Source organism: Pirellulales bacterium (assembly GCA_019694435.1).
Classification (GTDB): Bacteria; Planctomycetota; Planctomycetia; order Pirellulales; family JAEUIK01; genus JAIBBZ01.
Window position 1 is genome coordinate 362,540 of the sequence record JAIBBZ010000002.1, and the last position, 22,760, is coordinate 385,299.

At 66.5% G+C, this 22,760-nt stretch carries 14 protein-coding genes; 3 read left to right on the forward strand and 11 right to left on the reverse strand.

Annotated features, from left to right (window positions below; all coding sequences use genetic code 11):
• Nucleotides 1-16: 16 nt before the first annotated feature.
• Nucleotides 17-3,100, forward strand: a complete 3,084-nt coding sequence (locus tag K1X74_03690; GenBank protein ID MBX7165430.1) for a proline dehydrogenase family protein — start codon at nucleotides 17-19, stop codon at nucleotides 3,098-3,100.
• On the opposite strand, the gene K1X74_03695 is transcribed toward K1X74_03690, so the two are convergent.
• From K1X74_03695 to K1X74_03705, 3 genes are read right to left on the reverse strand one after another with little or no spacing between them, the layout of a single operon-like run.
• Complete coding sequence (locus K1X74_03695; GenBank protein MBX7165431.1) at nucleotides 3,070-4,509, reverse strand: sigma-54 dependent transcriptional regulator; 1,440 nt, start codon at nucleotides 4,507-4,509, stop codon at nucleotides 3,070-3,072. The genes K1X74_03690 and K1X74_03695 overlap by 31 nt on opposite strands.
• 34 nt (nucleotides 4,510-4,543) lie before the next feature.
• Nucleotides 4,544-5,968, reverse strand: a complete 1,425-nt coding sequence (locus K1X74_03700; GenBank protein ID MBX7165432.1) for a DUF1501 domain-containing protein — start codon at nucleotides 5,966-5,968, stop codon at nucleotides 4,544-4,546.
• 18 nt (nucleotides 5,969-5,986) lie between these two features.
• Nucleotides 5,987-8,986: a DUF1553 domain-containing protein gene (locus K1X74_03705; protein ID MBX7165433.1), complete on the reverse strand. Its 3,000-nt coding sequence runs from the start codon at nucleotides 8,984-8,986 to the stop codon at nucleotides 5,987-5,989.
• 357 nt (nucleotides 8,987-9,343) lie between these two features.
• On the opposite strand from K1X74_03705, the gene K1X74_03710 reads away from it, so the two are divergent.
• Nucleotides 9,344-11,005, forward strand: a complete 1,662-nt coding sequence (locus K1X74_03710; protein ID MBX7165434.1) for an alpha-keto acid decarboxylase family protein — start codon at nucleotides 9,344-9,346, stop codon at nucleotides 11,003-11,005.
• A 24-nt stretch (nucleotides 11,006-11,029) separates the two neighbouring features.
• Here K1X74_03710 and K1X74_03715 read toward each other — a convergent pair whose 3' ends face one another.
• The 8 genes from K1X74_03715 to K1X74_03750 all read right to left on the reverse strand — a co-directional run bounded on the left by K1X74_03715 (nucleotide 11,030) and on the right by K1X74_03750 (nucleotide 20,072).
• Nucleotides 11,030-12,220, reverse strand: a complete 1,191-nt coding sequence (locus tag K1X74_03715; protein MBX7165435.1) for a hypothetical protein — start codon at nucleotides 12,218-12,220, stop codon at nucleotides 11,030-11,032.
• A 45-nt stretch (nucleotides 12,221-12,265) separates the two neighbouring features.
• On the reverse strand, nucleotides 12,266-13,384 hold the full coding sequence (locus tag K1X74_03720; protein MBX7165436.1) for a glycoside hydrolase: 1,119 nt from the start codon (nucleotides 13,382-13,384) through the stop codon (nucleotides 12,266-12,268).
• Nucleotides 13,385-13,499: 115 nt separating this feature from the next.
• A complete protein-coding gene (locus tag K1X74_03725) occupies nucleotides 13,500-14,570 on the reverse strand; it encodes a phosphotransferase family protein (protein ID MBX7165437.1) in 1,071 nt (356 codons plus the stop codon).
• A 10-nt stretch (nucleotides 14,571-14,580) separates the two neighbouring features.
• Complete coding sequence (locus tag K1X74_03730) at nucleotides 14,581-15,786, reverse strand: acyl-CoA dehydrogenase family protein (protein MBX7165438.1); 1,206 nt, start codon at nucleotides 15,784-15,786, stop codon at nucleotides 14,581-14,583.
• A 63-nt stretch (nucleotides 15,787-15,849) separates the two neighbouring features.
• The gene (locus K1X74_03735; GenBank protein ID MBX7165439.1) at nucleotides 15,850-16,569 is read right to left on the reverse strand and encodes a histidine phosphatase family protein; all 720 of its coding nucleotides are present in this window, start codon (nucleotides 16,567-16,569) and stop codon (nucleotides 15,850-15,852) included.
• Nucleotides 16,570-16,648: 79 nt separating this feature from the next.
• On the reverse strand, nucleotides 16,649-17,422 hold the full coding sequence (locus K1X74_03740) for a glucose 1-dehydrogenase (protein ID MBX7165440.1): 774 nt from the start codon (nucleotides 17,420-17,422) through the stop codon (nucleotides 16,649-16,651).
• Nucleotides 17,423-17,549: 127 nt separating this feature from the next.
• Nucleotides 17,550-18,188, reverse strand: a complete 639-nt coding sequence (locus tag K1X74_03745) for a GNAT family N-acetyltransferase (GenBank protein MBX7165441.1) — start codon at nucleotides 18,186-18,188, stop codon at nucleotides 17,550-17,552.
• 3 nt (nucleotides 18,189-18,191) lie between these two features.
• Nucleotides 18,192-20,072, reverse strand: coding sequence for a sulfatase-like hydrolase/transferase (locus tag K1X74_03750; GenBank protein ID MBX7165442.1), 1,881 nt, complete (start codon nucleotides 20,070-20,072; stop codon nucleotides 18,192-18,194).
• A 140-nt stretch (nucleotides 20,073-20,212) separates the two neighbouring features.
• Here K1X74_03750 and K1X74_03755 point away from each other — a divergent pair, with 140 nt between their 5' ends.
• Entirely contained in the window at nucleotides 20,213-22,756 is a 2,544-nt protein-coding gene (locus tag K1X74_03755) for a beta-propeller fold lactonase family protein (protein MBX7165443.1), read from the forward strand.
• Nucleotides 22,757-22,760: the final 4 nt, after the last annotated feature.

Consider the following 22,760-nt stretch of genomic DNA (forward strand, 5'->3'; position numbering starts at 1 on the left):
CGGAGGCGCCGGCCCTGTGGCAATTGCACATCTCGTGCCCCCTGTCGAACCGCTCGCGGCGCGCGACCTGGCCGCCATCGAGCGCAGCACGCAGGACATCGGCCGCGAGCTGTTTGCCCGGCTCGAAACGGGCACTCCGCACATTTTCGCGCGGCGCTGGTGGGACGACCGCATTCTCGCCTGGGCGATGCGCGATGAGTCGGTCAAGGTGCAGATGTTCCGGTTCATCGACGTGCTGCCGATGCTTCGCGACTCGGCCGACGTCGTGCGTCACCTGCACGAGTATTTCGACGATGTGCAAAGCGGACTGCCTTCGGCCGCGCGTCTGGGGCTGGCCGCCGCGGCCCCACACTCGGTGCTGGGCCGCGCCCTGGCGCTGGCCGCGCGACGGCATGCTCAGGCCAGCGCGCGGCGATTCATCGCCGGCACGACCAGCGAAGAGGTCCTCGCCGCGGCGATGCGCGAACGCAAGCTGCGCCGGGCCTTCACGCTCGACGTGCTGGGCGAAGCCGTTACCAGCGATCGCGAAGCCGAGAGGTATTTGAACGCCTATCTCGAATTGATCGAGTCGCTGGCGCCGCGCGTCAACGTCTGGCCCGAGGTGCCGCAGATCGATCGAGCCCAATTCGCCGAACTGCCGCGGGTGAATGTGTCGATCAAGCTCTCGGCACTCGACAGCCATTTCGACGCGCTCGACCCGGCCGGCGCGCTGCGCCGAGTAGCCCCGAGGCTCCGCCTGCTGCTGCGCGCGGCCCGCGAGAACCGGGCACATCTGCACGTCGACATGGAGTCGTACGAGGTCAAGGACCTCACGCTGCACGTCTTTCGTGAGGTCTTGGCGGAGAGCGAATTCCGCGATTTCGCCGACGTGGGCATCGTGATCCAGTGCTACCTGCGCGACGCCGAACGCGACCTGACCGAACTGGCCCAATGGACCCGGCGGCGCGGCACGCCCGTCTGGGTGCGATTGGTCAAAGGGGCCTACTGGGACTACGAAACCGTGCGCGCCCGCAGCCTCGGCTGGCCGGTACCCGTCTTCACGCAGAAATGGCAGTCGGATGCGTGCTACGAACGGGCCACGCGGTTCGTCCTGAGCGAGGCGGCCTGGCTCCGTCCCGCGCTGGGCAGCCACAACCTGCGTTCGCTGGCTCACGGTATCGCCACGGCGCGCCATCTGGGCATTCCCGCGAGCGCGTACGAAATCCAGATGCTGTACGGCATGGCCGACCAGGAAAAAGACGCCCTAGTGCGGCAGGGACATCGCGTCAGGGTTTACATGCCGTACGGGGAATTGATTCCCGGCATGGCGTATCTCGTGCGGCGGCTGCTGGAAAACACCTCGAACGATTCCTTTCTCAGGGCCGGCTTTACCGAGCACGTGGCCCCGGAGCGACTGCTGATGAATCCCAACGAGCTGGGTGCCCAGAGTGTGCCGCCGATCGAACCGGAGCCGATCGTACAGGTTGGCCCAGGCACGGGCGGTGTGTTTCACAACGAGCCGCCGACCGATTTCACCTCGGCCGCGGCGCGAGCCGCCTTTGCGTCGGCGCTCGAAGAGGTGCGGTCAACACTGGGACGGCACGAGCCGCTGGTGATCGGCGGACGGGCCGTCGAAACGGCGACGCGCATCGAGTCGCGCGATCCGTCGGCCACGGCGCGCGTTGTCGGCACGACGGCGTCTGCCGGGCGTGCCGAGGTCGACACCGCCGTGGCGGTGGCGCGGTCGGCGCTGCCCGGCTGGCACGCGTTGGGCGCACACCGCCGTGGTGACCTGTTGCGCGGCGTGGCGGCGCAGATGCGGCACCGACGTTTCGAGTTGGCGGCCTGGGAGGTGTACGAATGCGGCAAGCCGTGGCGCGAGGCCGATGCCGACGTCGCCGAGGCGATCGACTTCCTGGAGTTTTACGCCCGTGGTGCCGAAGCGCTCGAACAACCGCACGGCGTCGACGCACCCGGCGAGGAGAACCGGTTCACGTATTTGCCGCGCGGGGTGGCGGCCGTGATCGCTCCGTGGAATTTTCCGTTGGCGATCTTGACCGGCATGACAGCGGCGGCTCTGGCGACCGGCAACACCGTCGTGATGAAGCCGGCCGAGCAGTCGCCGATCATCGCGGCCCGGCTCAAGGACCTGTGCATCGCGGCCGGCTTGCCGCCGGGGGTCGTGAACTATCTACCGGGCGATGGTGCCACGGCCGGGGCGGCACTCGTCGAGCATCCCGACGTGGCGCTGATCGCATTCACCGGCTCGCGCGAGGTGGGGTTGGCCATTCATCGCCGGGCCGCGGAGATGTCCGCGGCGGCCGACAGCCGCGGCGTCAAACGTGTGATCGCTGAGATGGGAGGGAAAAACGCCATCCTGGTCGACGCCGACGCCGATCTGGACGAGGCCGTTTTGGGAATTGTGCGCAGCGCATTCGGCTACAGCGGCCAGAAGTGCTCGGCCTGTTCGCGGGCCGTGGTGCACGAGGCCGTCTACGACGCCTTGCTCGAGCGACTGGTCGAAGCCGCGCGGAGCCTGGTGATCGCGCCGGCCGAAGATCCCGGCTGCCAACTGGGACCGTTGATCGACGCCGAGGCCCTCGAGCGCGTGCAGCAATCCATCGCGCTGGGGCGTCGCGAGGGCCGCGAAGTGTTGTCGGTCGACGTGGGCCCACTCGCCCAGCAGGGGCATTTCGTGGGTCCGCACATCTTCGCCGACCTCGATCCCGGCAGCCGCCTGGCGCAAGAGGAGATTTTCGGACCGGTGCTGGCCGTGCTACGGGCCCGCGATTTCGCTCATGGTGTGGAGATCGTCAACGCCACGCGCTATGCGCTCACGGCCGGGGTGTACTCGCGCAGCCCGGCGCACCTGGAACAAGCACGGCGCGAGTTGCTGGCCGGCAATGTCTACCTCAACCGGCCCATCACCGGGGCCCTGGTCCATCGGCAGCCGTTTGGCGGCTTTCGCCTGTCGGGCATCGGCAGCCAAGCGGGCGGCAGCGACTACCTGCTGCAGTTCGTGGTGCCGCGCACCGTGACTGAGAACACCCTGCGGCGGGGCTTTGCCCCGCTGTCGACAGGGAGCGAGGCTCAACGCAGCTCGGCCGACGCGCGGAACTGATTGCCGTCGAGACCGAGGTTCTTCATCAGCCGGTAGAGCGTGCCGCGGGGAATCTGGGCTTCGAGCGCCGCCGACTTCACGTCGCCGTGATGCTTGCGCAACAGTGCGGTCAGATACTCGTGCTCGAACTGGGCGACGTGAGCATCACGTTGGGCAAAAAAACCGCCCGCCGCTGGGGCCACGGCCACGCTGTCGCCGGCCTTGGTACGGGCCGCGCCGCCGGAGCGGCGGCCGGCCTGCTCGACCAGGCCGTCAGGCAGGTCTTCCAGGCCAATCATCGACTTGTGAGATAACGCCAGCGCGCGGCGGATCACATTTTGCAGCTCGCGGACGTTGCCCGGCCAGGGGTATTGCGAGAGCACCTGGTAGGCTTCGGGCGTGATGCCGACTTGCGAGCGCTGCATCTCGCGGCTGTAGCGATTGGCGAAGAACTCGGCCAGCAAACCCACGTCGTCGCCGCGCTGTCGTAGCGGCGGCAGGTCGATCCGCACGACGTTGATGCGGTAGTAGAGGTCCTGGCGGAATTCGCCCGTGGCGACCATCGCCTCGAGGTCGCGGCCCGTCGCCGCGACGATGCGCACGTCGACGTCGATCTGCTCGCGCCCACCGACGCGGCGGATCTGTTTTTCTTGCAGCGTGCGCAGCAGCTTGGCCTGCATCAGCAGCGGCAGCTCGCCCAGCTCGTCGAGAAAGAAGGTACCGCCGTCGGCAAATTCGAGCAGCCCGATGCGCCGCGCCTCGGCTCCGGTGAAGGTGCCGCGTTCGTGGCCGAAAAACTCGCTCTCGAGCAACGACTCGGGTATCGCCCCGCAATCGACCGGCACGAACGAAGCGGCGGCGCGGCGGCTGCGCCGATGGATCGAACGGGCCACGAGCTCTTTGCCGGTGCCCGTCTCGCCGATCACCAGCACAGGCACATCCGAATCGGCCACCTGTTCGATGGTGCGATACACGGCCTGCATGGCTGGGCTGGTACCGATTAGTTCGTCGAAGCTGTAGGGTCGCTCGACTTGCCGGCGGAGCAGCTCGTGCTCTTGTTCGCGGCGGCGCTCTGCCAGCAACCGCCGCGCGGCGGCAACTAATTCGTCGGGCTGCCAGGGCTGGGCCAGGTAGTCGCTCGCCCCGGCGCGCAGGCTCCGCGTGGCCGTCTCGACGCTCGACGTGCTGGCCACCAGGATCACCGGTAGCGCGGGATCGGCAGCCCGGCCTTCGCGCAGCAGCTCGAAACCCTGTGCTGGCGGCTCGATCCGTGCGATCAGCAGATCGAACGGCTCTTCGCGCAGCCGGCGGATCGCGTTCTCGTCGCGCGATTCGAACACCGCTTCGGCGCCGCCAAGCGAATTCAAGGCGGCTTGATACGCCTCGCGCGCGGCGGGCTCATCGACGATCAACAGTCGCGGTTTGCTCATGGCGGAGAGTCGTCGGTGAGCGGCGCGCGCCGGCTCAGGCCAAAAGTTCGGAAATCACTTGTCCATGCACGTCGGTCAGCCGGCGATCGATACCGTTGTGTCGCCAGGTGAGCCGGCGGTGGTCGATCCCCAACAGGTGCAGCACGGTCGCGTGCAGATCGTAACAGTAAGTTGGCTGCTCGACGGCGCGGAAACCCCACTCGTCGCTCGCACCATAGGTCACCCCGCCGCGAATGCCGCCTCCCGCCAAAAAGGAGGTAAACGCGTCGGGGTTGTGATCCCGGCCCTTGCCGCCCTGGCTGCACGGCATGCGGCCGAATTCGGTCGTCCAGATCACGATCGTATCTGTCAACAGGCCCCGGTCCTTCAAGTCGGCAATCAACGCCGCGGCCGGGCCGTCCATACTCAGGCCCATCACGCCATGATCACGGGCCAGGTCTTCGTGGCTGTCCCAGTTGCGGCGCGGGAAGCCGTTGTCGGCGCCGCTGAAGAGCTGCACGAACCGCACGCCCCGTTCGAGCAGCCGGCGGGCCACCAGGCAGTTGCGGCCGAAATCCTCGGTCTCCGGGCGATGCAAACCGTACCGCTCGAGCGTGGCCGCCGTCTCCTGGCTGAAGTCGAGCACCTCGGGTGCGCTCAATTGCAGCCGCGCGGCAAGTTCATAGCTGGCAATCCTCGCCGCCAGCCGCGAATCATCCTGGCGATCGGCCAGATGACTGCGATTGAGTTGATCGAGCAAGGCTCGCCCTTCGGTCTCGGCCGACGAGGTCAGGTAATCGACCGGCGGCGGATAGAGATCGAAGATCGGGTTGGCCGTGCCGGGGCGGACCATCGTGCCCTGGTACTGCGCAGGCAGAAATCCGGCGCTCCAGTTCGCCGGGCCATTGGGAGCGAACCCCCGGCGATCGGGCAGCACCACGAACGACGGCAGGTTGTCGTTCATGTTGCCCAGGGCATAGCTGATCCAGCTTCCCATACTCGGAAAGCCGGGCAGTACGAAACCGGTGTTCTGCATGAACGTGGCCGGCCCGTGTACGTTCGACTTGCTTTGCATCGAATGGATAAAGGCCAGGTCGTCAACCACCTCGGCGAGCCGGGGCACCAGGTCGCTCATCCACTTGCCGCACTCGCCATATTGGCGCCAGCCCCAGGGGCTTTTCATGACGCTGCCGGGCGAGCTTTGGAACAGCTCGACCTTGCCGCCGGGTTCGAAGGCCTGGCCATCGCGGCGGATCAACTCGGGCTTGTAGTCGAACAAATCGACCTGGCTGGCCGCACCCGACATGAACATCTGCACGATGCGCCGCGCCCGGGCCGGATGGTGCAGGCCGTCGGCGGCGCGGACCTCGTCGCGTGCGAGGATTTCGGCCAGGGCCAGAGCGCCGAAGCCACCGCCGGCGCGGCGCAAGAATTCACGGCGCCCCAGCGGCTCGGCGGTATTGGTGGCTCGGGTGGTCATGGCACGATCGTCCCGCGGTCAATCGACAAAGACGAACTCGTTGGCATTCAACAGCAATCGGCACATGGCCGCCAGGCCGTGCTGGCGGGCATAGTCTTCCAGCAGGCGGGCCTCGTCGTCGCGTGGTGCGCGGCCAAAGCTGCGGCGTACGGCGGTGCGCACCTGCGTCGCAAGGTCGGGCGATTCGGCCGCGAGCAGTGCGCCGAAATGTTCGGACTCGCCCAGGACGAACGGATCGTTCAACAGGGCCAGGGCCTGCAGAGCGGTGATTGTCGTGTTGCGCTTGGGGGTCAGGGCCGACGGATCGGCGCAATCGAGCACCTCGAAGAACGGGTTCGGCACGCTGCGAACAATGAAGCGATAGACGCTGCGGCGATTGACCTTTGGCGCCTCGGGCGAGGCGTAGTCGTAGACCGGCGAATGATCGTCCTTGAAGCGGAACAGGTCATAGCCGGGGCCACCTGCCGCGAGCTCCAATCGACCGCTCGTGGCGAGCATGCTGTCGCGCAATTCCTCGGCATCGAGCCGCCGGCGGTTGGCGCGGCTGAGCCAGCGGTTGTCGGCGTCGTGGGCCAGCTTCGCCTCGTCGACGGTCGACGCCTGGCGATAGACGGCGCTGGTGACGATCAGCCGGTGCAATTCCTTGAGCGACTGGCCGTGGTCGCGGAATTCGGCCGCCAGCCAGTCGAGCAGTTCGGGATGCGTCGGTTTCGAGCCATTGCGGCCGAAGTCGTTGGGCGTATCGACGAGGCCGCGGCCGAAATGGTATTGCCACACGCGATTCGCGATCGAACGCCAGGTGAGCGGGTTGCGCGGATCGGCAATCCACCGGGCGAGGGACAGTCGGCGCTGACCCTCGGCAGCCTCGCCGGGCAGTTCGAACGTGGCCGGCAACGCTGCGATCGCGGCCAGCGCCCCGGGACCGACCGCCTCGCCCGGTTGCTCGACGTTGCCGCGGACCAACAGGAAAATGGGCCGGGGCTCGCGCGAACGAACTGCATAGACCTGCTCGGACGCGAGCGCGGCCTCGATCTCCTGGTCGATCCGGGCACACTCGGCTTCGATCTCGGCGATTGCGCCGCGCAAGGCCGTGATGCCGGAGCCCGTTTCGAGCGCGACAATCTCTGCGCCGAGTTCGGCACGCTGTTGGGCCCGGTCGGCCAGGTTCGCCAGCCTAGCGCGCAGCTCGTCGGTCAGCTCGGGCAGGCGACGGCGGCTGCCCTGGCCATCGACCAAGGCATGCGTATGCCAGCGCCCGGCGTCAATCGTGTCGAGCGCCGTGACGGCGGCCTCAGCGGCGACGTTCCGCCCCGACGATTCGACCTGGAGCTCGGCCAGGGCAAAACAATAGTCGCCCGAGCGGGGCCAGAGCCGCGTGGCCGTGATGCGCACATACCGCGCCACGGCGCCCGCCGCGGCGAAGTGCACCGGTTGAGTTCCCGGATTGACGTAGTCCTCCGTCGTCTCGTCGGCGATCGTCTGTCCATCGGCCAGGTCCGGCTGGCTGCCGATCGTCACCCGAAATCGCACCGGAAAGCCGAATCCCGGCGTGTCGGCGAAATCCGTCGGCCGCGCCGGCACCAATCGCACCAGATCGATCGGCATCGCCGCGCCCAGGTCGATCTGAACCCACTTCGTTGCGTCGCTCTGCGCCTCGATCGCGCTGTGATAGCCGTTCGTCGTGCTGGGGAGCAGTCGCTCGTCGTCCCAAGGGTTGTCGGCCGTGGTCTGCTGGCCGTGCAGCTCGTCCAGCCGACGGCGCGCAGCACGGAGGTCGTCGGTTGTCAGCCGCTCGATTTGTGCGGCGTGCTTTTGCTTTTGCTCGACCAGGCCATTTCGCGTCGTGCGCAACCGCGCGGCGGCCGCTTGCGCCTCGGGACCAGGGCAGGCGACGTCGGCCCGGCCGACGCCCGCGAACACGGCCTGCAGACGGTAGTAGTCGCGTTGCGTGATCGGATCGAACGGGTGATCGTGGCACCGGGCACAATGGGCCGTGACGCTGCAAAAGGTGCCCATCGTCGCGGCCACCATATCGTCGCGGTCGAGGGTCAGCGTCTTGGCCTTTTCGACCGTGTTCTCCCCAAGCTCGACCTGGCCGACGAAATCCCACGGTCCGGCGGAGATGAAACCCGTCGCCACGCGGGCTTGTGGATTGTCGGGCGCAAGCACGTCGCCCGCGAGTTGCTGGGTGATGAAATCGCCGTACGGCAAGTCGCGGTTCAAGGCGGCGATGACCCAATCGCGGTAACGCCAGGCGTGGTTGCGGCGCTTGTCCTTGTCGTAGCCATGCGTGTCGCCATAGTGCACCACGTCGAGCCAGTGCTGGGCCCAGCGTTCGCCGTAGCGCGGCGATTGCAGCAGGCGATCGACGACGCGCTCGTAGGCATCAGGCTGCCGGTCGGCGACGAAGGCGTCGATTTCGGCGGGCGACGGCGGCAGGCCGTGCAGATCGAATGTGAGGCGCCGCAACAGGGCTTCGCGGCCGGCCTCGGGCGCGGGCTCGAGGTGTTCGGCCGCGAGCCGCGCGGCGACGAACGCATCGATCGGCGTGCGGCACCACGCGTTGGCGGCCGGTACATCGGGCTGCTTGAGTTCGACCAACGACCACCACGACAGGTTCGCCGAGCGGTCGGTTAAGGTCTGTTCGGCCGGCCAGACGGCCCCGGCATCGATCCACTGCCGCAGCCCCGCGACCTGGTCTTCCGTGAGTCGTGGGCCATCCTGGGGCATCGCCGGCTCGTCGCCGGCGACCATGTCGACCAGCAGGCTTTCCGCGGCGCGGCCGGCAACCAATGCGGGGCCCGAATCGCCGCCGGCGAAGGCACGCTCGCGGGTTTCGAGCGACAGTCCCCCCCGGGCCGTCTCGCCATGATGGCAACTCAGGCAGCGTGTCTCGAGCAGGGGGGCAATCTGCGCGGCGAAAAACTCCGGCGCATCAGCCGCAGGGTCTGCCCAGGCCCTGCCGGGGAATGCCCCGCATGCCAGCACGGCGCAGGCGGTTGCTAATCGAAGAGTCATCCTGAGCGAACTGACTCGCCGCCGGCCCATGCGCGCGTCCTCAATGCGTGTGTGCCAGTGTAGTTGCGCCGCGGCCGGCCAACAACGAACCACCCCAGGGGTGGCCCTGCCCCCGGCGCCGATCAACCAACTGTCCGGTGCAGGATTCTGGGGCCTCGGTTCCCGAGTCTGCAAGGCGTTTTGTCGCCGGGCCGTGCCCACGAACCCGCGTTGTGCCCTAGAGTTGTAATGCGGATAATTCGGCCGCCTGATGAGGCGCTTTTCAGCCTCAAGATGCGCAGGCGGCCAGGAGGGCTTCGCATGTCGCAGACCGGCAATCCGTTCACTTCCTTCGACCCCGGGCCGCTCGTGGCCGGGATGGTGAGCCCGATGAACCGTGAGAGCGTGGCGGGCTTGTCGATCGGCGATTACCTGATTCGCCGGTTGCAGGACTACGGCATTCGCGACGTGTTCGGCATCCCGGGCGACTACGTCTTGTCGTTCTACTCGATGCTGTCAAACAGCCCGATCCGCGTGATCGGCTGCTGCAAGGAAGACCATGCCGGGTTCGCCGCCGACGCGTATGCCCGCATCAACGGCATGGGCGCCGTCTGCGTGACCTATTGCGTGGGCGGGCTGAGCATCTGCAACTCGATCGCGGGGGCGTATGCCGAGAAATCGCCCGTCGTGGTCATCACCGGCTCGCCGGGCCTGAACGAGCGGCATAACAACCCGCTCTTGCATCACAAGGTGCGCGATTTCCGCACGCAGTATGAGGTGTTCGAAAAGCTCTGCGTCGCAGGCACCGAGCTGCACGACCCGCCGACGGCCTTCCGCGAGATCGATCGCGTCCTCGACACGGTTTATCGCGTCAAGCGACCGGGCTACATCGAGATCCCTCGCGATATGGTCAAGGTGGTGCCCGACGCGCCGCACGCCTATGTGACGGCCGAGCCGCAGAGCGATCCCGAGGCGTTGGCCGAGGCCGTGTCCGAGGCGGCCGCGGCGATCGAGTCTGCGCGGCGCCCGGTGATCATCGCCGGCGTCGAGATTCACCGCTTTGGTCTGCAAGACGCCGTGCTGGCGCTGGGCGAGGGCTCGCAAATCGCCATGGCCTCGACCTTGCTGGGCAAGAGCGTGCTGCCCGAGACGCATCCGTTGTTCATCGGGCTCTACGAAGGCGCGATGGGGCGCGAGGAGGTCACGCGGTTTGTCGAGGAGAGCGATTGCGTCGTGCTGCTCGGCACGTTCATGACCGACATCAACCTCGGGATCTACACGGCCAATCTCGACCCGCGCAAGTGCATCTACGCGACGAGCGAGCAGTTGCGGATTCGGCATCACCACTACCACGGCGTGGTGCTGGGCGATTTCATCCGCGGCCTGGCCGAGCGCAAGCCCACGGCCGCGCGGCGCGAGCTGCCCCGGCGCTGTGAGCTGCGCGTCGCGCCCGAGGCCAATCGACCCGAGGCTCCGATCACGATCGAACGCATGATCGCCCGGCTGAACGACACGATCGACGATCACACGATCGTGATTGCCGACGTCGGCGACGCGCTGTTCGGAGCGACCGAGCTGACGATCCGGCAGCGGACCGAGTTCTTGAGCCCCGCGTATTACACCTCGATGGGCTTCGCCGTGCCTGCGGCGCTGGGAGCCTGCGTGGCCCGGCGCGATCTGCGTCCGGTGGTCCTGGTCGGGGACGGGGCGTTTCAGATGACCGGTATGGAACTCTCGACGATCGTCCGGCTCGGGTTCGCGCCGATCGTGATGGTGCTCGATAACAAAGGTTACGGCACCGAGCGGTTCTTGCACCCGGGCGACTTCAACGACATTCACCCCTGGCACTATGCCCGCTTGCCTGAGGTGTTAGGCGGCGGCACCGGCTACGAGGTGCGGACCGTGGCCGAATTCGACCGTGCGCTGGCCAAGGCGTGGCAAGATCGCAGTGCGATGAGCTTGATCCAAGTGCACATCGGCCTCGAAGACCGCAGCCAGACGCTCGACCGGCTGGCCGAACGGCTCAGCAAGCGCGTGTGACGCGGCCGGCCTGCCAGTGCGACGTCAGGTTTTCAACTTCAGCCCGAAGCCGGGTTGGTTCGAGACCTGCTGTTGGCCGTCACGGATCAGATTCTCGCCAAAATCGACGGCTTCGTGGCTGCAGGTGACCCCTTCGATCGTCGGGGCGTTGCCGAGCGCGGCCAGCAAGTGGGCCGTGTAGATGGTCTTGAGGCCCGATCCCCAGGCGTGCGGCGAAGCCTGGGTTTTTGTCCGTTCCAGACGAGGCATCAACTGCCGCCAGCGCGTGAAGCCGAAACCGAGGATATCGCACAATCGCACTTGAAGAATGCCGTCGGCCTCGAGCGTCTCCAGCAGAGGATAGTCGTTGTTCTGCTCGCCGTCGGCCAGAAGCGTTCGCTCGAAGCCGAAGCGGCGAGTCCAGTCGTGGATTTCGCGCCACCGCTGTTCGTTTTCGACAAACGGCTCTTCGATCCAGACGAGCGGAATCCCTTGGATGCCCTTCAAGAACGTGATCAAGCCCGGGACGTCGAACCCGTCGTTTCCGTCGACGAGCAATTGGCAATCGGGAAACGCGCCGGCGATCGCGCGGACGACTTCGATATCGCGCTGGATGCCTTCGGTCTTGTCCATCCAGCGCAGGCCGCGTCCGATTTTCACTTTGAGCTGCCGGTAGCCGAGCGCTCGATCCGCCTCGCAATTGCGTAACACCTGATCGATTCCGCCCGGTCGCTCGACCGGCGTCAGATCGTCGAAATAGATCATGCCCGAGTAGATCGGAAACAACTGCGGCGTCTGCCCCCCGCCAATCAACCGCCACACGGGCTGATCGAGGATGATGCCCGCCAGGTCGTGCAGGGCCACGTCGAGCGGCGTCAGGCTCTTCGAGAGAATCCCGGTTTCGGCAGCCAACAGTTGCGAGATGGGCTGGCCGAGAAATTGCTCGCGCAAGGTCTCAATCCCGGGCGGCCCGGGCAGGATCTCACCCCAACCGCTGGCGCCGCGATCGGTGTGCAGGATGACGGCCGTGATGGTCGGTCCGCGCCCGTGAATATCCAGCTTGGCATTGCGACCCACCAGCCTCGGCCAAGGCAGCGGCACGGGCCGGGTTTCGATGGCGGCCAGGTGATGTTCGGCGAGCGAAGCATTCGCAGCGGACGCTTGTGATCGCGCCACCCCGGCGGCCGTCGCCACGATGCCCGCCGAGGCGCGAGCCAGGAATTGTCGTCGGTGCATGCGTGCGTGCCAGGTTTCCAAGAGTTTCCGTAGGGCCGGAAGCGATCACCGCTGCGCAGGCGGCCGCCGCTCCAGCTCGTCGAGCCGGAATCGCGTACTGACCACCGAGTGCTTGTCCTGGCCCGGTCGATACTTGATGTAGGTCAGCGCGACGATCGTCTCGTCGGGCAATTGCATCACGGCCGGATAGCCGCAGTCCCAGCCCTTGTGAGAATGCAAGAGCTTCACGCGAAACGTGCCCGGGCGGTCTTGGCGAATGTCGTCGTAGGTGCCGACCCAAGCGACGAAATGTCCATGCGTGTCGCTCGCACGGGCCTGGTCGCGAAACGCGATCACGAGCCGGCCGTCGCGGGTGAGTAGGCCTGCGTGGCGGTCGCCGGTCAGTCCGTCGATCGTCTCGCGTGGCTCGCTCCAGGTGTGGCCCTCGTCTTCGCTGAACATCACCAGGCTGTTGCCCGCACGCTTGTTCTCGCGCATCAAGCAGCACAGCTCCTGGCCGTCGGGCGAGCGAAACACGAACGGCTCGCAAGGATCCTTACCGGCAACTTCGGCCACGACTCGCGGAGCGGACCAGGTGACACCGCCGTCAGAGGTCGTACTTTGCAGGACGACGAGCGGCGAGCGATCGCGTCCTCCCGGGCCGCGATGATACAGGCCGAGATAGTCGCCGTTTTCGAGTCGCACGATGCTGCTGAACGTCATCACGCAGCGAAACGCCTCGCCCAACGGCTCAGCTTCGCGCCAGTTGAGGCCGCCGTCTTCGCTGACGATCCGCGGCATGTCCGGCCGCGCCGAAAAGACCCACAGCCGCTCGCGTCCCGCCGGATCGACGAGCCGATAGATGCTCGGGCAGTTTTCGTGCTGTTGGAAACCGGCAGGCAGAGTTGCATCGAGTCGCGTCCAGGTCAGTCCGCCGTCGTTGCTCTTGGCCATCGGTCCGGCGTGTCCGCCGTGACCGATGCTCCAAACGGCATACATGGTGCGGCCGTCGGGCATCAGCAGTGCCGTCGGATGTCCCTGGTAAATCTCCGGCGTTCCGGCGGCGATCACGACCTGTCGATCGGTTTCGGCCGAGATGTCGATCGTGTGCGGCAATTCGGCAGCGCGCACGGTAACGACCAACAATCCAAGCGCGATCAGAGCGGAGCCAGGGATGCGTTGCATGATGACCTTCAAAGGGTACGCAGCGGTGGACGCCCCGATTGCGGCAAGGTTCACGGCACGTTCTGACAGCGGGAAGCGTCGGTGATCTTCGCAGGCGGCGACAGCCGCGAGCGGCTCAAATCCGCCCGGTTTCGATGGCCCGTTGTGCCGCGCGGACGAGGATCTTCGTCGCCTCGATAAAAAACGCGAAGCGTTCGTCCTGCGTCAGGCCGTGCTTGTAGCGGTAGTAGATCTGCTGGGCGATCACGGCCGTCTTGAAAAAGCCGAAGGCCAGGTAGAAGACCATGTCGTCGACTGCCAGGCCGGTCCGGGCCGCATAGCGGTCGACCAGGTCGCGGCGCGTCAGCGAGCCGGGCAGCGTCGTCGGGCCCCAGCGGATCAGTTGCAGCTCGTCCGGGTCATCCGGATCGATCCAGTAACTGACCGTCGTGCCCAGGTCCATCAAGGGGTCGCCCAGGGTCGACATTTCCCAGTCGAGCACGCCGATCACCTTCGACAGGTCGTTGGCGTCGAGCACGACGTTGTCGTATTTGTAGTCGTTGTGGATGAGCGCGCTGCCCCGCTCGGGCGGCATGTGCCCGGCGAGCCATTGGGAGACAAAATCGACCTCGGGAATGTCGTCGGTCTGCGAGCCGCCGTAGCGTTTGATCCAGCCTTCGACTTGGCGCTGGACATACCCGGCCGGCTTGCCCAGGTCGGCCAGCCCGATCGCCTCGTAGTTCAAGGCATGCAGATCGGCCAGGTTGTCGAGAAAGCCTTCGCCCATCCGGCGCGCCACCTCGGGCGAAATCTCGAGCCCGCGCGGCGGATCGCGGCGCAGAATAATGCCGCGGATCCGGCGCATGACGTAGAACGGCGCGCCGATCACGTCCAGATCTTCGCAGTTCACCAGCGGCTGGGGGGCCGGCGGATAAGCGGCGTAGAGTTTCGACAGCACGCGGTATTCGCGGCCCATGTCGTGCGCGGTCTTCACCTTGCTGCCGAACGGCGGCCGGCGGAGCACGAACTCCTCGTCGCCGAAACGCACGCAATAGGTCAGGTTCGAGTGTCCGGCCGGAAATTGCTCGAGCGTCAGCGGCGCGCTGGGCAGCTCGAGCCGCGCGCGGAGATATGCCTCGAGCCGGGCCGTGTCGAGTTCTTCGCCGGCGCGAATCGGCCGGGTGCGGTCGAGAAATTCGGTCGTCATGGCGAACAGCTCAGCCCGAAACTTGCAGCCCGTAGTGCTTCAACACGCGTTTGGCGACGACCGACTTGTGCACTTCATCGGCGCCGTCATAGATTCGCGCCCCGCGCTCGTTGCGCAAAAACGACGCGAGCGGGGTGTCGTCGGTGATGCCCAACGCGCCGTGGACCTGAATGGCCCGGTCGACCACGTTCATCAACACGCCGGCCACGTAGAACTTGATGCAGGAAATCTCTTCCCGGGCCTCGTAGACGCCAGAGTGGTCGATCTTCCACGCGGCCTGCAGGACCATCAGCCGGGCCGCGTTGATTTCGGCGCGGCTCTCGGCGATCCAGTTCTGGATCGTCTGTTTGGTGCCCAGCGGCTTGCCGGGCGAAAGCTCGCGTTGCGCCGCGCGCCGGCACATCAGGTCGAACGATCGCTCGCAAATGCCGATCCAGCGCATGCAGTGGTGAATCCGGCCCGGGCCCAGCCGCTGCTGGGCGATCATGAAGCCGGCCCCTTCGCCGCCCAGCAGGTTGGCCTGAGGCACGCGGCAATTCTCGTAGACCACCTCGGCGTGACTTTCCCAGTCTTCGCCCGCGTGGCCCATGATCGGTATATTGCGGATGAATTTGAAACCGGGGTTGTCGAGCGGCACGATGATCTGGCTGGCCCGTTCGTGCGGCGGGGCGTCGGGATTGGTGACCGCCATGACGATGGCGAACTTCGCGCCGTCGGCCGACGAGGTGAACCACTTGCGGCCGTTGATCACGTAATCGTTGCCGTCGCGCACGGCCGTCGTCGTCAGCCAGGTGGGGTTCGAGCCGGGCGCGTTCGGCTCCGTCATCGAGAAGCAGCTCCGGCACTGCCCGGCCAGCAGCGGTTCGAGCCAGGTCCGCTTCTGCTCGGCGCTGCCGAACTCGATCAGGATCTCCATGTTGCCGGCGTCGGGCGCCTGGCAATTGAACGAGTAGTGGCCCAACGGGCTGCGGCCGAGCACCTCGCTGACCATGCCGTGTTCCAACAGCGACAGGCCCAGCCCGCCGTGCGCTTTGGCGATCTGCGGCAGCCACAGGCCCGCTTCTTTGACCTTGTTGCGCACGGCCTGCAACTGTGGGAGCGAAGCCTTGAATCCTTTGTCCCGGACCACGTTCTCCAGCGGCATCACCTCCTGTTCCACCAGGGTGCGAAAGCGTTCGAGCAGGGCCTGCGTCGCGGCGGGCACGGCAAAATCCATGGCAGGTTCCTTGGAGGAAGGCATCCTCAAGTGCGAGACGATCGAATTGCTGGGCAGTAGCCGTCAGCGGTAGGTCAGCAGTTCAGGCCCGACCAGGTGTGGGTGGGTGTTGAATGAGCTGAGCGTGAACCGCGGACCCGAGAAAATGAACTCCGAGTAGCTGGCATTGCGCACCATCCAGGCCAGGCGCAGCGTGTGTTCATGCGACAGCGTCAGGGCATGTTGCATGGCCACGCCGACCGGCCCTCCCGAGGTAAACACGGCCACGCGGCTGCCCCGCGATGCTGCGGTGGCCAGTTGCTTCAAGCCGCGGCACACGCGGTCGCAGAAGTCGGGCCACGGTTCGACGTCGGTCAACTCGAAGTCGCCCGCCGCCCAGCCGAGGATCACCACTTCGTACATCCGCTGAAAGGTCCGCAACTGCTCGTCGCGGCCGGTCGCGGCCAGAAACTCCGCCTGCAGTTTACGCACCTCGGCCGACTTCTCAATCAACTCGGGCAGCGCCACCTTGAGCACCGCCTCGGCGTGGTACTCGTCGAAATCGGGCAAAACCTCGACTTCCGGCACCGGGCGGCCGGATTTGCGCAGTTGTTCGGCCACGAGTTCGGCCGTGTCGATTTGCCGGCGGCGCGGACCGGTGGCGATGCGGTCCAGGGTGAGCCCACGAGCACACCAGAATTCGCCCAACAACCGCGACTGCGAGCGGCCCAATTCGGAGAGCTGGTCGTAATCGTCGGCGAGAAACGAGGCCTGACCGTGGCGGACAACGTAGAGCGTGCTCATCGGGCGTGACTCACTCGCGACGTCGTCTGGCTGCCAATTCCAGGCTTCGGCAGGAAGTACACGCGGCTTCTCGGGACGGTTAGATGGTGTGGCCGCCGTCGATCACGAACACGCCGCCGGTGCAATAGGCCGAGGCCGGCGACGCCAGGAACGCACACAACGGAACAATCTCGTCCGGCTGCGCCACGTAGCCCAGCGGCACCGTCTCGAGAAAATGCTTGAGGATCTCGTCGCTGGCCCACAGGGCTTGGCTGAACTTGGTTTTGACGAGGCCCGGACAAACGGCGTTGACGCGGATCTTGGCCGGCCCCCATTCGGTGGCCAGTACCTTGGTCAGCCCGAGCAGCGCCGTCTTGCTGACGCTGTAGATGCCCAGCCCCGGCTCGGGGCGCAGGCCGCCGATGCTGGAGATATTGATGATCGACCCGCCGCCGCGCGACGACATGCTTTCGAACACCTTCTTGGCCAGCTCGAAGGGTCCGCGCACGTTCACATCCATGATCTTGTTGTAGGCCGAAACGTCGGTGTGGATCACGGGGCCAAAGACCGGATTCGCCGCGGCGTTGTTGACCAGGATGTCGACGCCGCCGTAATGCGCGAGCGTATCGCTGACGAGTTTGTCGAGCTGCGCCAGGTCGCCCACGTGGCAGGCGACGCCGAAGGCATCGTGCCCCTCGGCCTTGAGACTCGCGGCCACTTCGTCGACGGCCTCTTGCTTACGGCTGCTGACCACGACCTTGGCGCCGAACTGAGCCAGGCCCCGGGCGATGCCCTCGCCGATCCCCTTGCTGGCGCCGGTGACAATGGCCACCTTGCCGGTCAGGTCGAACATCTTGCGGTAGTCGGTGCTCATGACGGTTCCGTGCGGGCTGGTGAACGAATCGGTCGGAATCCGGCGGGGCCACTCGTGGGCACCGGAAAGTGATCCGGCAGGGTAGCATCCGCGGCATCGGCCGGCAAACGCCGCGGATCGGAGACCTCTAGCGCGGCCGGCGGAGCATGGCCCAAACCGGCACCGGGTGGCCCTTGGGTGTCCGCTGATCGACGACTTCGAAACCGCAGCGCTGGTAAATCGCGACGTTCTTGTCGTCGTGCGTATCGAGGTAGCAAGCCTGGCCGGCCGCGTCGGCCCGATCGAGGACCGGCTGAAAAAACCGCCGGCAGAGCCCTTGCCCCTGGAACTCAGGCGCGACGCCGATCGCGGCGACATACCAGTGCGGCCCTGCGGCGTGCTGGTGGTGCATTTCCCTGGCCACGTTGTCGTAGTCGACCAGCCGGTTGAACCCGCGCAGCCCATACCTCAACGGCAAAGCGAGCATGCCGGCCAGCACCTGCCGTAGCACGGTGATGTGGGCCTGCTGGGGCGGCAGCCAGCAGCAGGCGCCACGCACGTCTGCGGTCGAGTAGACCTCGCCGTGCTTCAGGGCGTCGCTGAGCATCGACCCATACAGGCACTGGTTCGCTAACAGCCGCCGGGATTCGTCCGGCGCGGCGTAACGCATTAGGGGGTAAGTCATGAAGGCCCGCGCCATGGCCAGGCGCGCGGCCTGGTAGCGATCGCGATTGATCCGCACCGCAGGCGGCGCGGCCAGCGTGCCGGCAGAATCTGGAGCGTTCAACGCTTAATCCCCTTTGGTCGCGATCGGCAGGCCGAGGTTGCGCAACAGCTTGTCCACGCCGTCGCGCCCGCGGGCCTCCCAGTTGGGTTTGTGCGCGGGCAGCGTGGCGAGTAGCTCCTCGCGGCGTGGCCACTCGGTCGCAGTCACGGCGATTCGCTCCCAGGCGTTCAATACTTCCATCACGGCATAGGTTTCGTCGGCCTGTTGCGTCAGCAGTCGTGCCAGCGCCGCGATGCTAGGTTCGCGATCGGCCGCGGTGCCCTGGATGGCCAGGGCTTCGGCCGCGGCGCACACGACGCTGGAGGATTCATCTTGCAGCAGCTTGCCGAGCTGAGCCGCGGCGTTGCGCACGGCGCCGGGGCCAAGCCGCCCGAGGCCGCGCGCTGCCCAATAGCGCATGGCGGCGGCATCGCTGGTCAGCAGTTCGGTCAGCCGGGCCAGGTCGTCGGTGCCGCCGCGGCTGGCCAGATCGGCGATTTCGAAGGTCAGCTCCGCGTCGTAGCGCCCCGGGTCGTGCCCCATCGTCCAAGGCGCGTCGTTACCTGCCGATCGCCGCATTTCCGCCTCGGGCAACAGGCCCACGTCGCACACGTCGATCGCCTGTTGCCGAACCGCGGCCCGCAGCCGAACCAGCGTCGCGGCATGTTCCGGCAGCCCGGCCAGGTTGTGCACTTCGTCGGGATCGTCCGCGAGGTCGTACAGTTCTTCGGCCGGGCGTGGCTGCCAGAACTGCGCTTGTTCGGGCGTCAGGCCTCCCTCGTCGAAGGCTTGCTTCCAGACGCGCGTGGTCCCAGTGGCAAACATGTATTCGACGTGCTGGCCGGCAGGCAGTTCGGGCCGGAAGTTGCGCACGTAGACGAATCGACCGTCGGTGGCCGAGCGCACGCAATCGTACCGCTCGTCCATGCGGCCGCGCAGACCATGGAGGCAATCGCCGCCCGGTTGGACAAACTTGCCGGCGAAGGCCCGGCCATGCCCCGTCGCCGGCGGTTCGATGCCGGCCAAGGACAACACGGTCGGGGCCAAGTCGACGAAACTGACCAGCCGCGACGAACGACCCCCGGGCTGATAGTCGGCCGGCGCAAGTTGCCGCCACTTGTCGGGCACGGCAACGATCAGCGGCACTTGCAGACCGGAGTTGCAGGGCGAACGCTTCGAACGCGGCATGCCGGGCCCGTGATCGGCGAAGTAGCAGACGATGGTGTCGTCGTCGAGGCCGTCGGCGGCCAGCTCGTCGAGCACGCGCCCGGCGGCCGTGTCGACCTCGGTCAATTGGTCGTAGTACTGGGCCCAATCCTGACGCACCTCGGGCAGGTCGGGATGATAGGCCGGCACGCGCACCTGCGCCGGGTCGTGTACGGCGCGATGCGGCCGCCGGCGGATCTGGCTTTCGTGCGATTGTGTGAAGTTGAACACCGCAAAGAACGGTTGACCGGCGGCGCGCTTGCGCCAATGGGCGCGCGGGGACGATTCGTCCCAGACGCGATTCGGCTGCGCGACGTTGTAATCTTCCTTGCTGTTGTTGGTGCAGTAGTAGCCCGCTGCGCGCAGCAATTCGGGAAACAGCCGCATGCCGTGCGGCAACGTGACCAGGCTGCGCATGTGTTCCGCGCCGGTGGCCGAAGGGTACAGGCCCGTGATGATGGCCGTGCGGGCCGGGGCGCAGACGGGCACGACCGACCAGACGCGGTCGTAGATCATCCCGCGCCGGGCAAGTGCATCGAGGCGCGGTGTCGTCGCGTAAGCGTCGCCGTAGCAGCCGAGGTGCGGTCCGTGGTCCTCGGCCGTGATCCACAGCACGTTCGGACGCTCGACGTCGGCGCGGCTCGTGGCCGCGGAGCAGGTGAGCGCGGCGCCGGCGAAGAAGAGAATCGCGAATCGCATGCGGCTATCGTCGCCGAAATCGTGGTGCCGCGAAAGCAGTCGGTTCGATGAGGATTCGATGTGTCGCGTTGACAGCGGCCATCCGCGGCCCGCAAACTAGGGCCGGTGCATGGCCAAATTTCGCGAACAGGACCGCTGCAATGCGCTCGTCGACCGTTGGCTGGGGGCTGTTGCTCACCGTGCTTTTGCTGCAGATCGGCCCGGCCTGGGTCGGACCGGTCTGGGCCGAGGAACCGGCGGTCACGCTGCCCGGTCCCACGGAGCAGGGTTTTCGTTTGCCCAACGGCTGGACCATCACTCCAGTCGGCGAGCACGTGCCGCTGTCGGACATGGCCCTGAACGTCTATCCCTGCAAAGACGACCGCCGGGCCCTGGTGACCACCAACGGCTACAACGTCCACGAGTTGTCGCTCGTGGACCTCGATGCGAAAAAGGTCGTCACCAAGGCGCAGGCACATCAAAGCTGGTTTGGGCTGGCCGTGACGTCCGGCGAGGATCGCATTTGGTGGTCAGGCGGAGGCCTGAAGTCGATCTTGGCCTTTCAGTTCGACGGCCGGGAGTTCGTCAAGTCCGAGCGGCCCGATCTCGATCTACCCCCGGTCGCAGAAGCCGGCGGCGATGAGCCGACCTATGAAGACCGCTTCAAGAGCGGCATGGTGCTCTCGGCCGACGGGCGCACGCTCTATGCGCTCGATATCGAGGCCGGCACGATCACGGCCGTCGACGTCGAGAAGAATCAGGCGCGTTTGACCGCTCCGCTCGGCGGTCGCCCCTACGACGTGGTCTGCTCGCGCAACGGCGCGACGTTGTTCGTCAGCGACTGGGCCGGGGCGCGCGTGCTCGCCGTGCGGCCGTCCGACCTGACGGTCATCGACCGGATCGCGGTGGGCGAGCATCCCAATCAGATCGTCGTGCACCCGGAAGACGATCGCTTGTTCGTGGCTTGTGCCTCGAGCAACAACGTGGCCGTCATCGACGCGCGCCGCGGCGTGGTGACCGAGACGATCGCCACGGCGCTGTTTCCGCGATCGCCCGAAGGCAGCACGCCCGACGCGCTGGCGCTGTCGCCCGACGGGCGGACGCTGTACGTCGCCAACGCCGATAACAACTGTGTGGCCGTGGTGAACGTGGCCCAGCGCGATCGCAGCAACGTGCGGGGATTCATCCCGACGGGCTGGTACCCAACGGCGCTGGCCGTCACGCCCGACGGCGGTCGGCTGCTGGTCGGCGTCGGCCGCGGCAACGCGACGCGGCCGAACCCATTTTTCGACGACGAACAGGCCCAGCAGAACGCCAACCAGCAGGAACGCCGCCGGCTGCGGTTCCCTTACATCGGCACCACGATGGCCGGCGCGCTGAGCATCGTGCCGGTGCCCGACGACGAACAACTGGCCCTGTACACGCAACAGGTCTATCAGAACTGCCCCTATGCCGACGAGCTGCTCACCGCCGCGCCGCAGCCGAATGACTCGATCATTCCGGGCAAGGTCGGCGACCCCTGCCCGATCAAGCACGTGATTTACATCATCAAGGAGAATCGCACGTACGACCAGGTGCTCGGCGATCTCGAGCGCGGCAACGGCGACGCCGCGCTGACGATGTTTCCCGCGCAGGTCACGCCCAACCATCACCAGCTGGCCAACGAGTATGTGCAGCTCGACAACCTGTATTGCGACGGCCAGGTCTCGCGCGACGGGCACCCCTGGTCGACGCAGGCCTATAACACCGATTACATCAGCCGCGACTGGACGTTGACCTATTCGGGCCGCGAAGGCATCGACGACGACGACGAGGCCAACCTGGCGACGCCTCCCTCGGGACACATCTGGGATGCATGCGCGCGGGCCGGGCTACGCTATCGCAGCTATGGAGAATACGGCCGCCGCGTCAGCGAGCCCGACGGCACGCAGAAAATGGACGCGGCCGTACCGGGCCTCAAGGGACACGTCTGTCCCGACTACGGCGTGCGCCCCGACGGCGGGCGGCGCCGCGATCCGGAAAACGTCGACGTCTTCTTGCGCGAGTTCCAAGAGGCGGAAGCGCGGGGCGAGCTACCCCATTTGATGATCATGAGCCTGGGCGAAGATCACACCGAAGGCACGCGCCCCGGCGCCCCGACGCCCGAGGCGTGCGTGGCCAGCAACGACCTGGCTCTGGGCAAGCTGGTCGAAGCGGTCAGCCGAAGCAAGTCGTGGCCCGAAATCGCCATCTTCGTCATCGAAGACGACGCCCAGAACGGACCCGATCACGTCGATGCGCGCCGCACGGTGGGCCTGGTGATCAGCCCCTGGGTGCGTCGTGGCGAACTCGTCAGCACGCAATACACCACCTGCAGCATGCTGCGGACGATCGAGTTGATCTTGGGCCTGCCGCCGCTGAGCCAATTCGACGCGGCAGCGACGCCCATGTTCGCCTGCTTCGGCAAACAGCTCGACACGGCGCCCTACACGCTCGCGCCGGCGCAGATCGACCTCGACGCCCGCAATCAGCCGACCGCGTATGGCGCGGACCGTTCGGCGAACATGGACTTCAGCGAGTACGACCGGATCGACGATTTCGAGCTGAACGAAATCTTGTGGTACGCGGTCAAGGGGCCCCAAGCGCCGCAGCCGGCCCCGGTTCGCCGGGCCATTGCCTACCGCAACCGACCCGCGCAGCAGCCGGCCGTTTCCGGCGGCGAATGACCTC

Coding starts and splice junctions, on each gene's coding strand:
- K1X74_03755 (MBX7165443.1), top strand. CDS start 20,213: ATGCGCTCGTCGACCGTTGGCTGGGGGCTGTTGCTCACCGTGCTTTTG.
- K1X74_03720 (MBX7165436.1), bottom strand. CDS start 13,384: ATGCAACGCATCCCTGGCTCCGCTCTGATCGCGCTTGGATTGTTGGTC.
- K1X74_03700 (MBX7165432.1), bottom strand. CDS start 5,968: ATGACCACCCGAGCCACCAATACCGCCGAGCCGCTGGGGCGCCGTGAA.
- K1X74_03730 (MBX7165438.1), bottom strand. CDS start 15,786: ATGGATTTTGCCGTGCCCGCCGCGACGCAGGCCCTGCTCGAACGCTTT.
- K1X74_03695 (MBX7165431.1), bottom strand. CDS start 4,509: ATGAGCAAACCGCGACTGTTGATCGTCGATGAGCCCGCCGCGCGCGAG.
- K1X74_03705 (MBX7165433.1), bottom strand. CDS start 8,986: ATGACTCTTCGATTAGCAACCGCCTGCGCCGTGCTGGCATGCGGGGCA.
- K1X74_03715 (MBX7165435.1), bottom strand. CDS start 12,220: ATGCACCGACGACAATTCCTGGCTCGCGCCTCGGCGGGCATCGTGGCG.
- K1X74_03750 (MBX7165442.1), bottom strand. CDS start 20,072: ATGCGATTCGCGATTCTCTTCTTCGCCGGCGCCGCGCTCACCTGCTCC.
- K1X74_03725 (MBX7165437.1), bottom strand. CDS start 14,570: ATGACGACCGAATTTCTCGACCGCACCCGGCCGATTCGCGCCGGCGAA.
- K1X74_03710 (MBX7165434.1), top strand. CDS start 9,344: ATGGTGAGCCCGATGAACCGTGAGAGCGTGGCGGGCTTGTCGATCGGC.
- K1X74_03735 (MBX7165439.1), bottom strand. CDS start 16,569: ATGAGCACGCTCTACGTTGTCCGCCACGGTCAGGCCTCGTTTCTCGCC.
- K1X74_03740 (MBX7165440.1), bottom strand. CDS start 17,422: ATGAGCACCGACTACCGCAAGATGTTCGACCTGACCGGCAAGGTGGCC.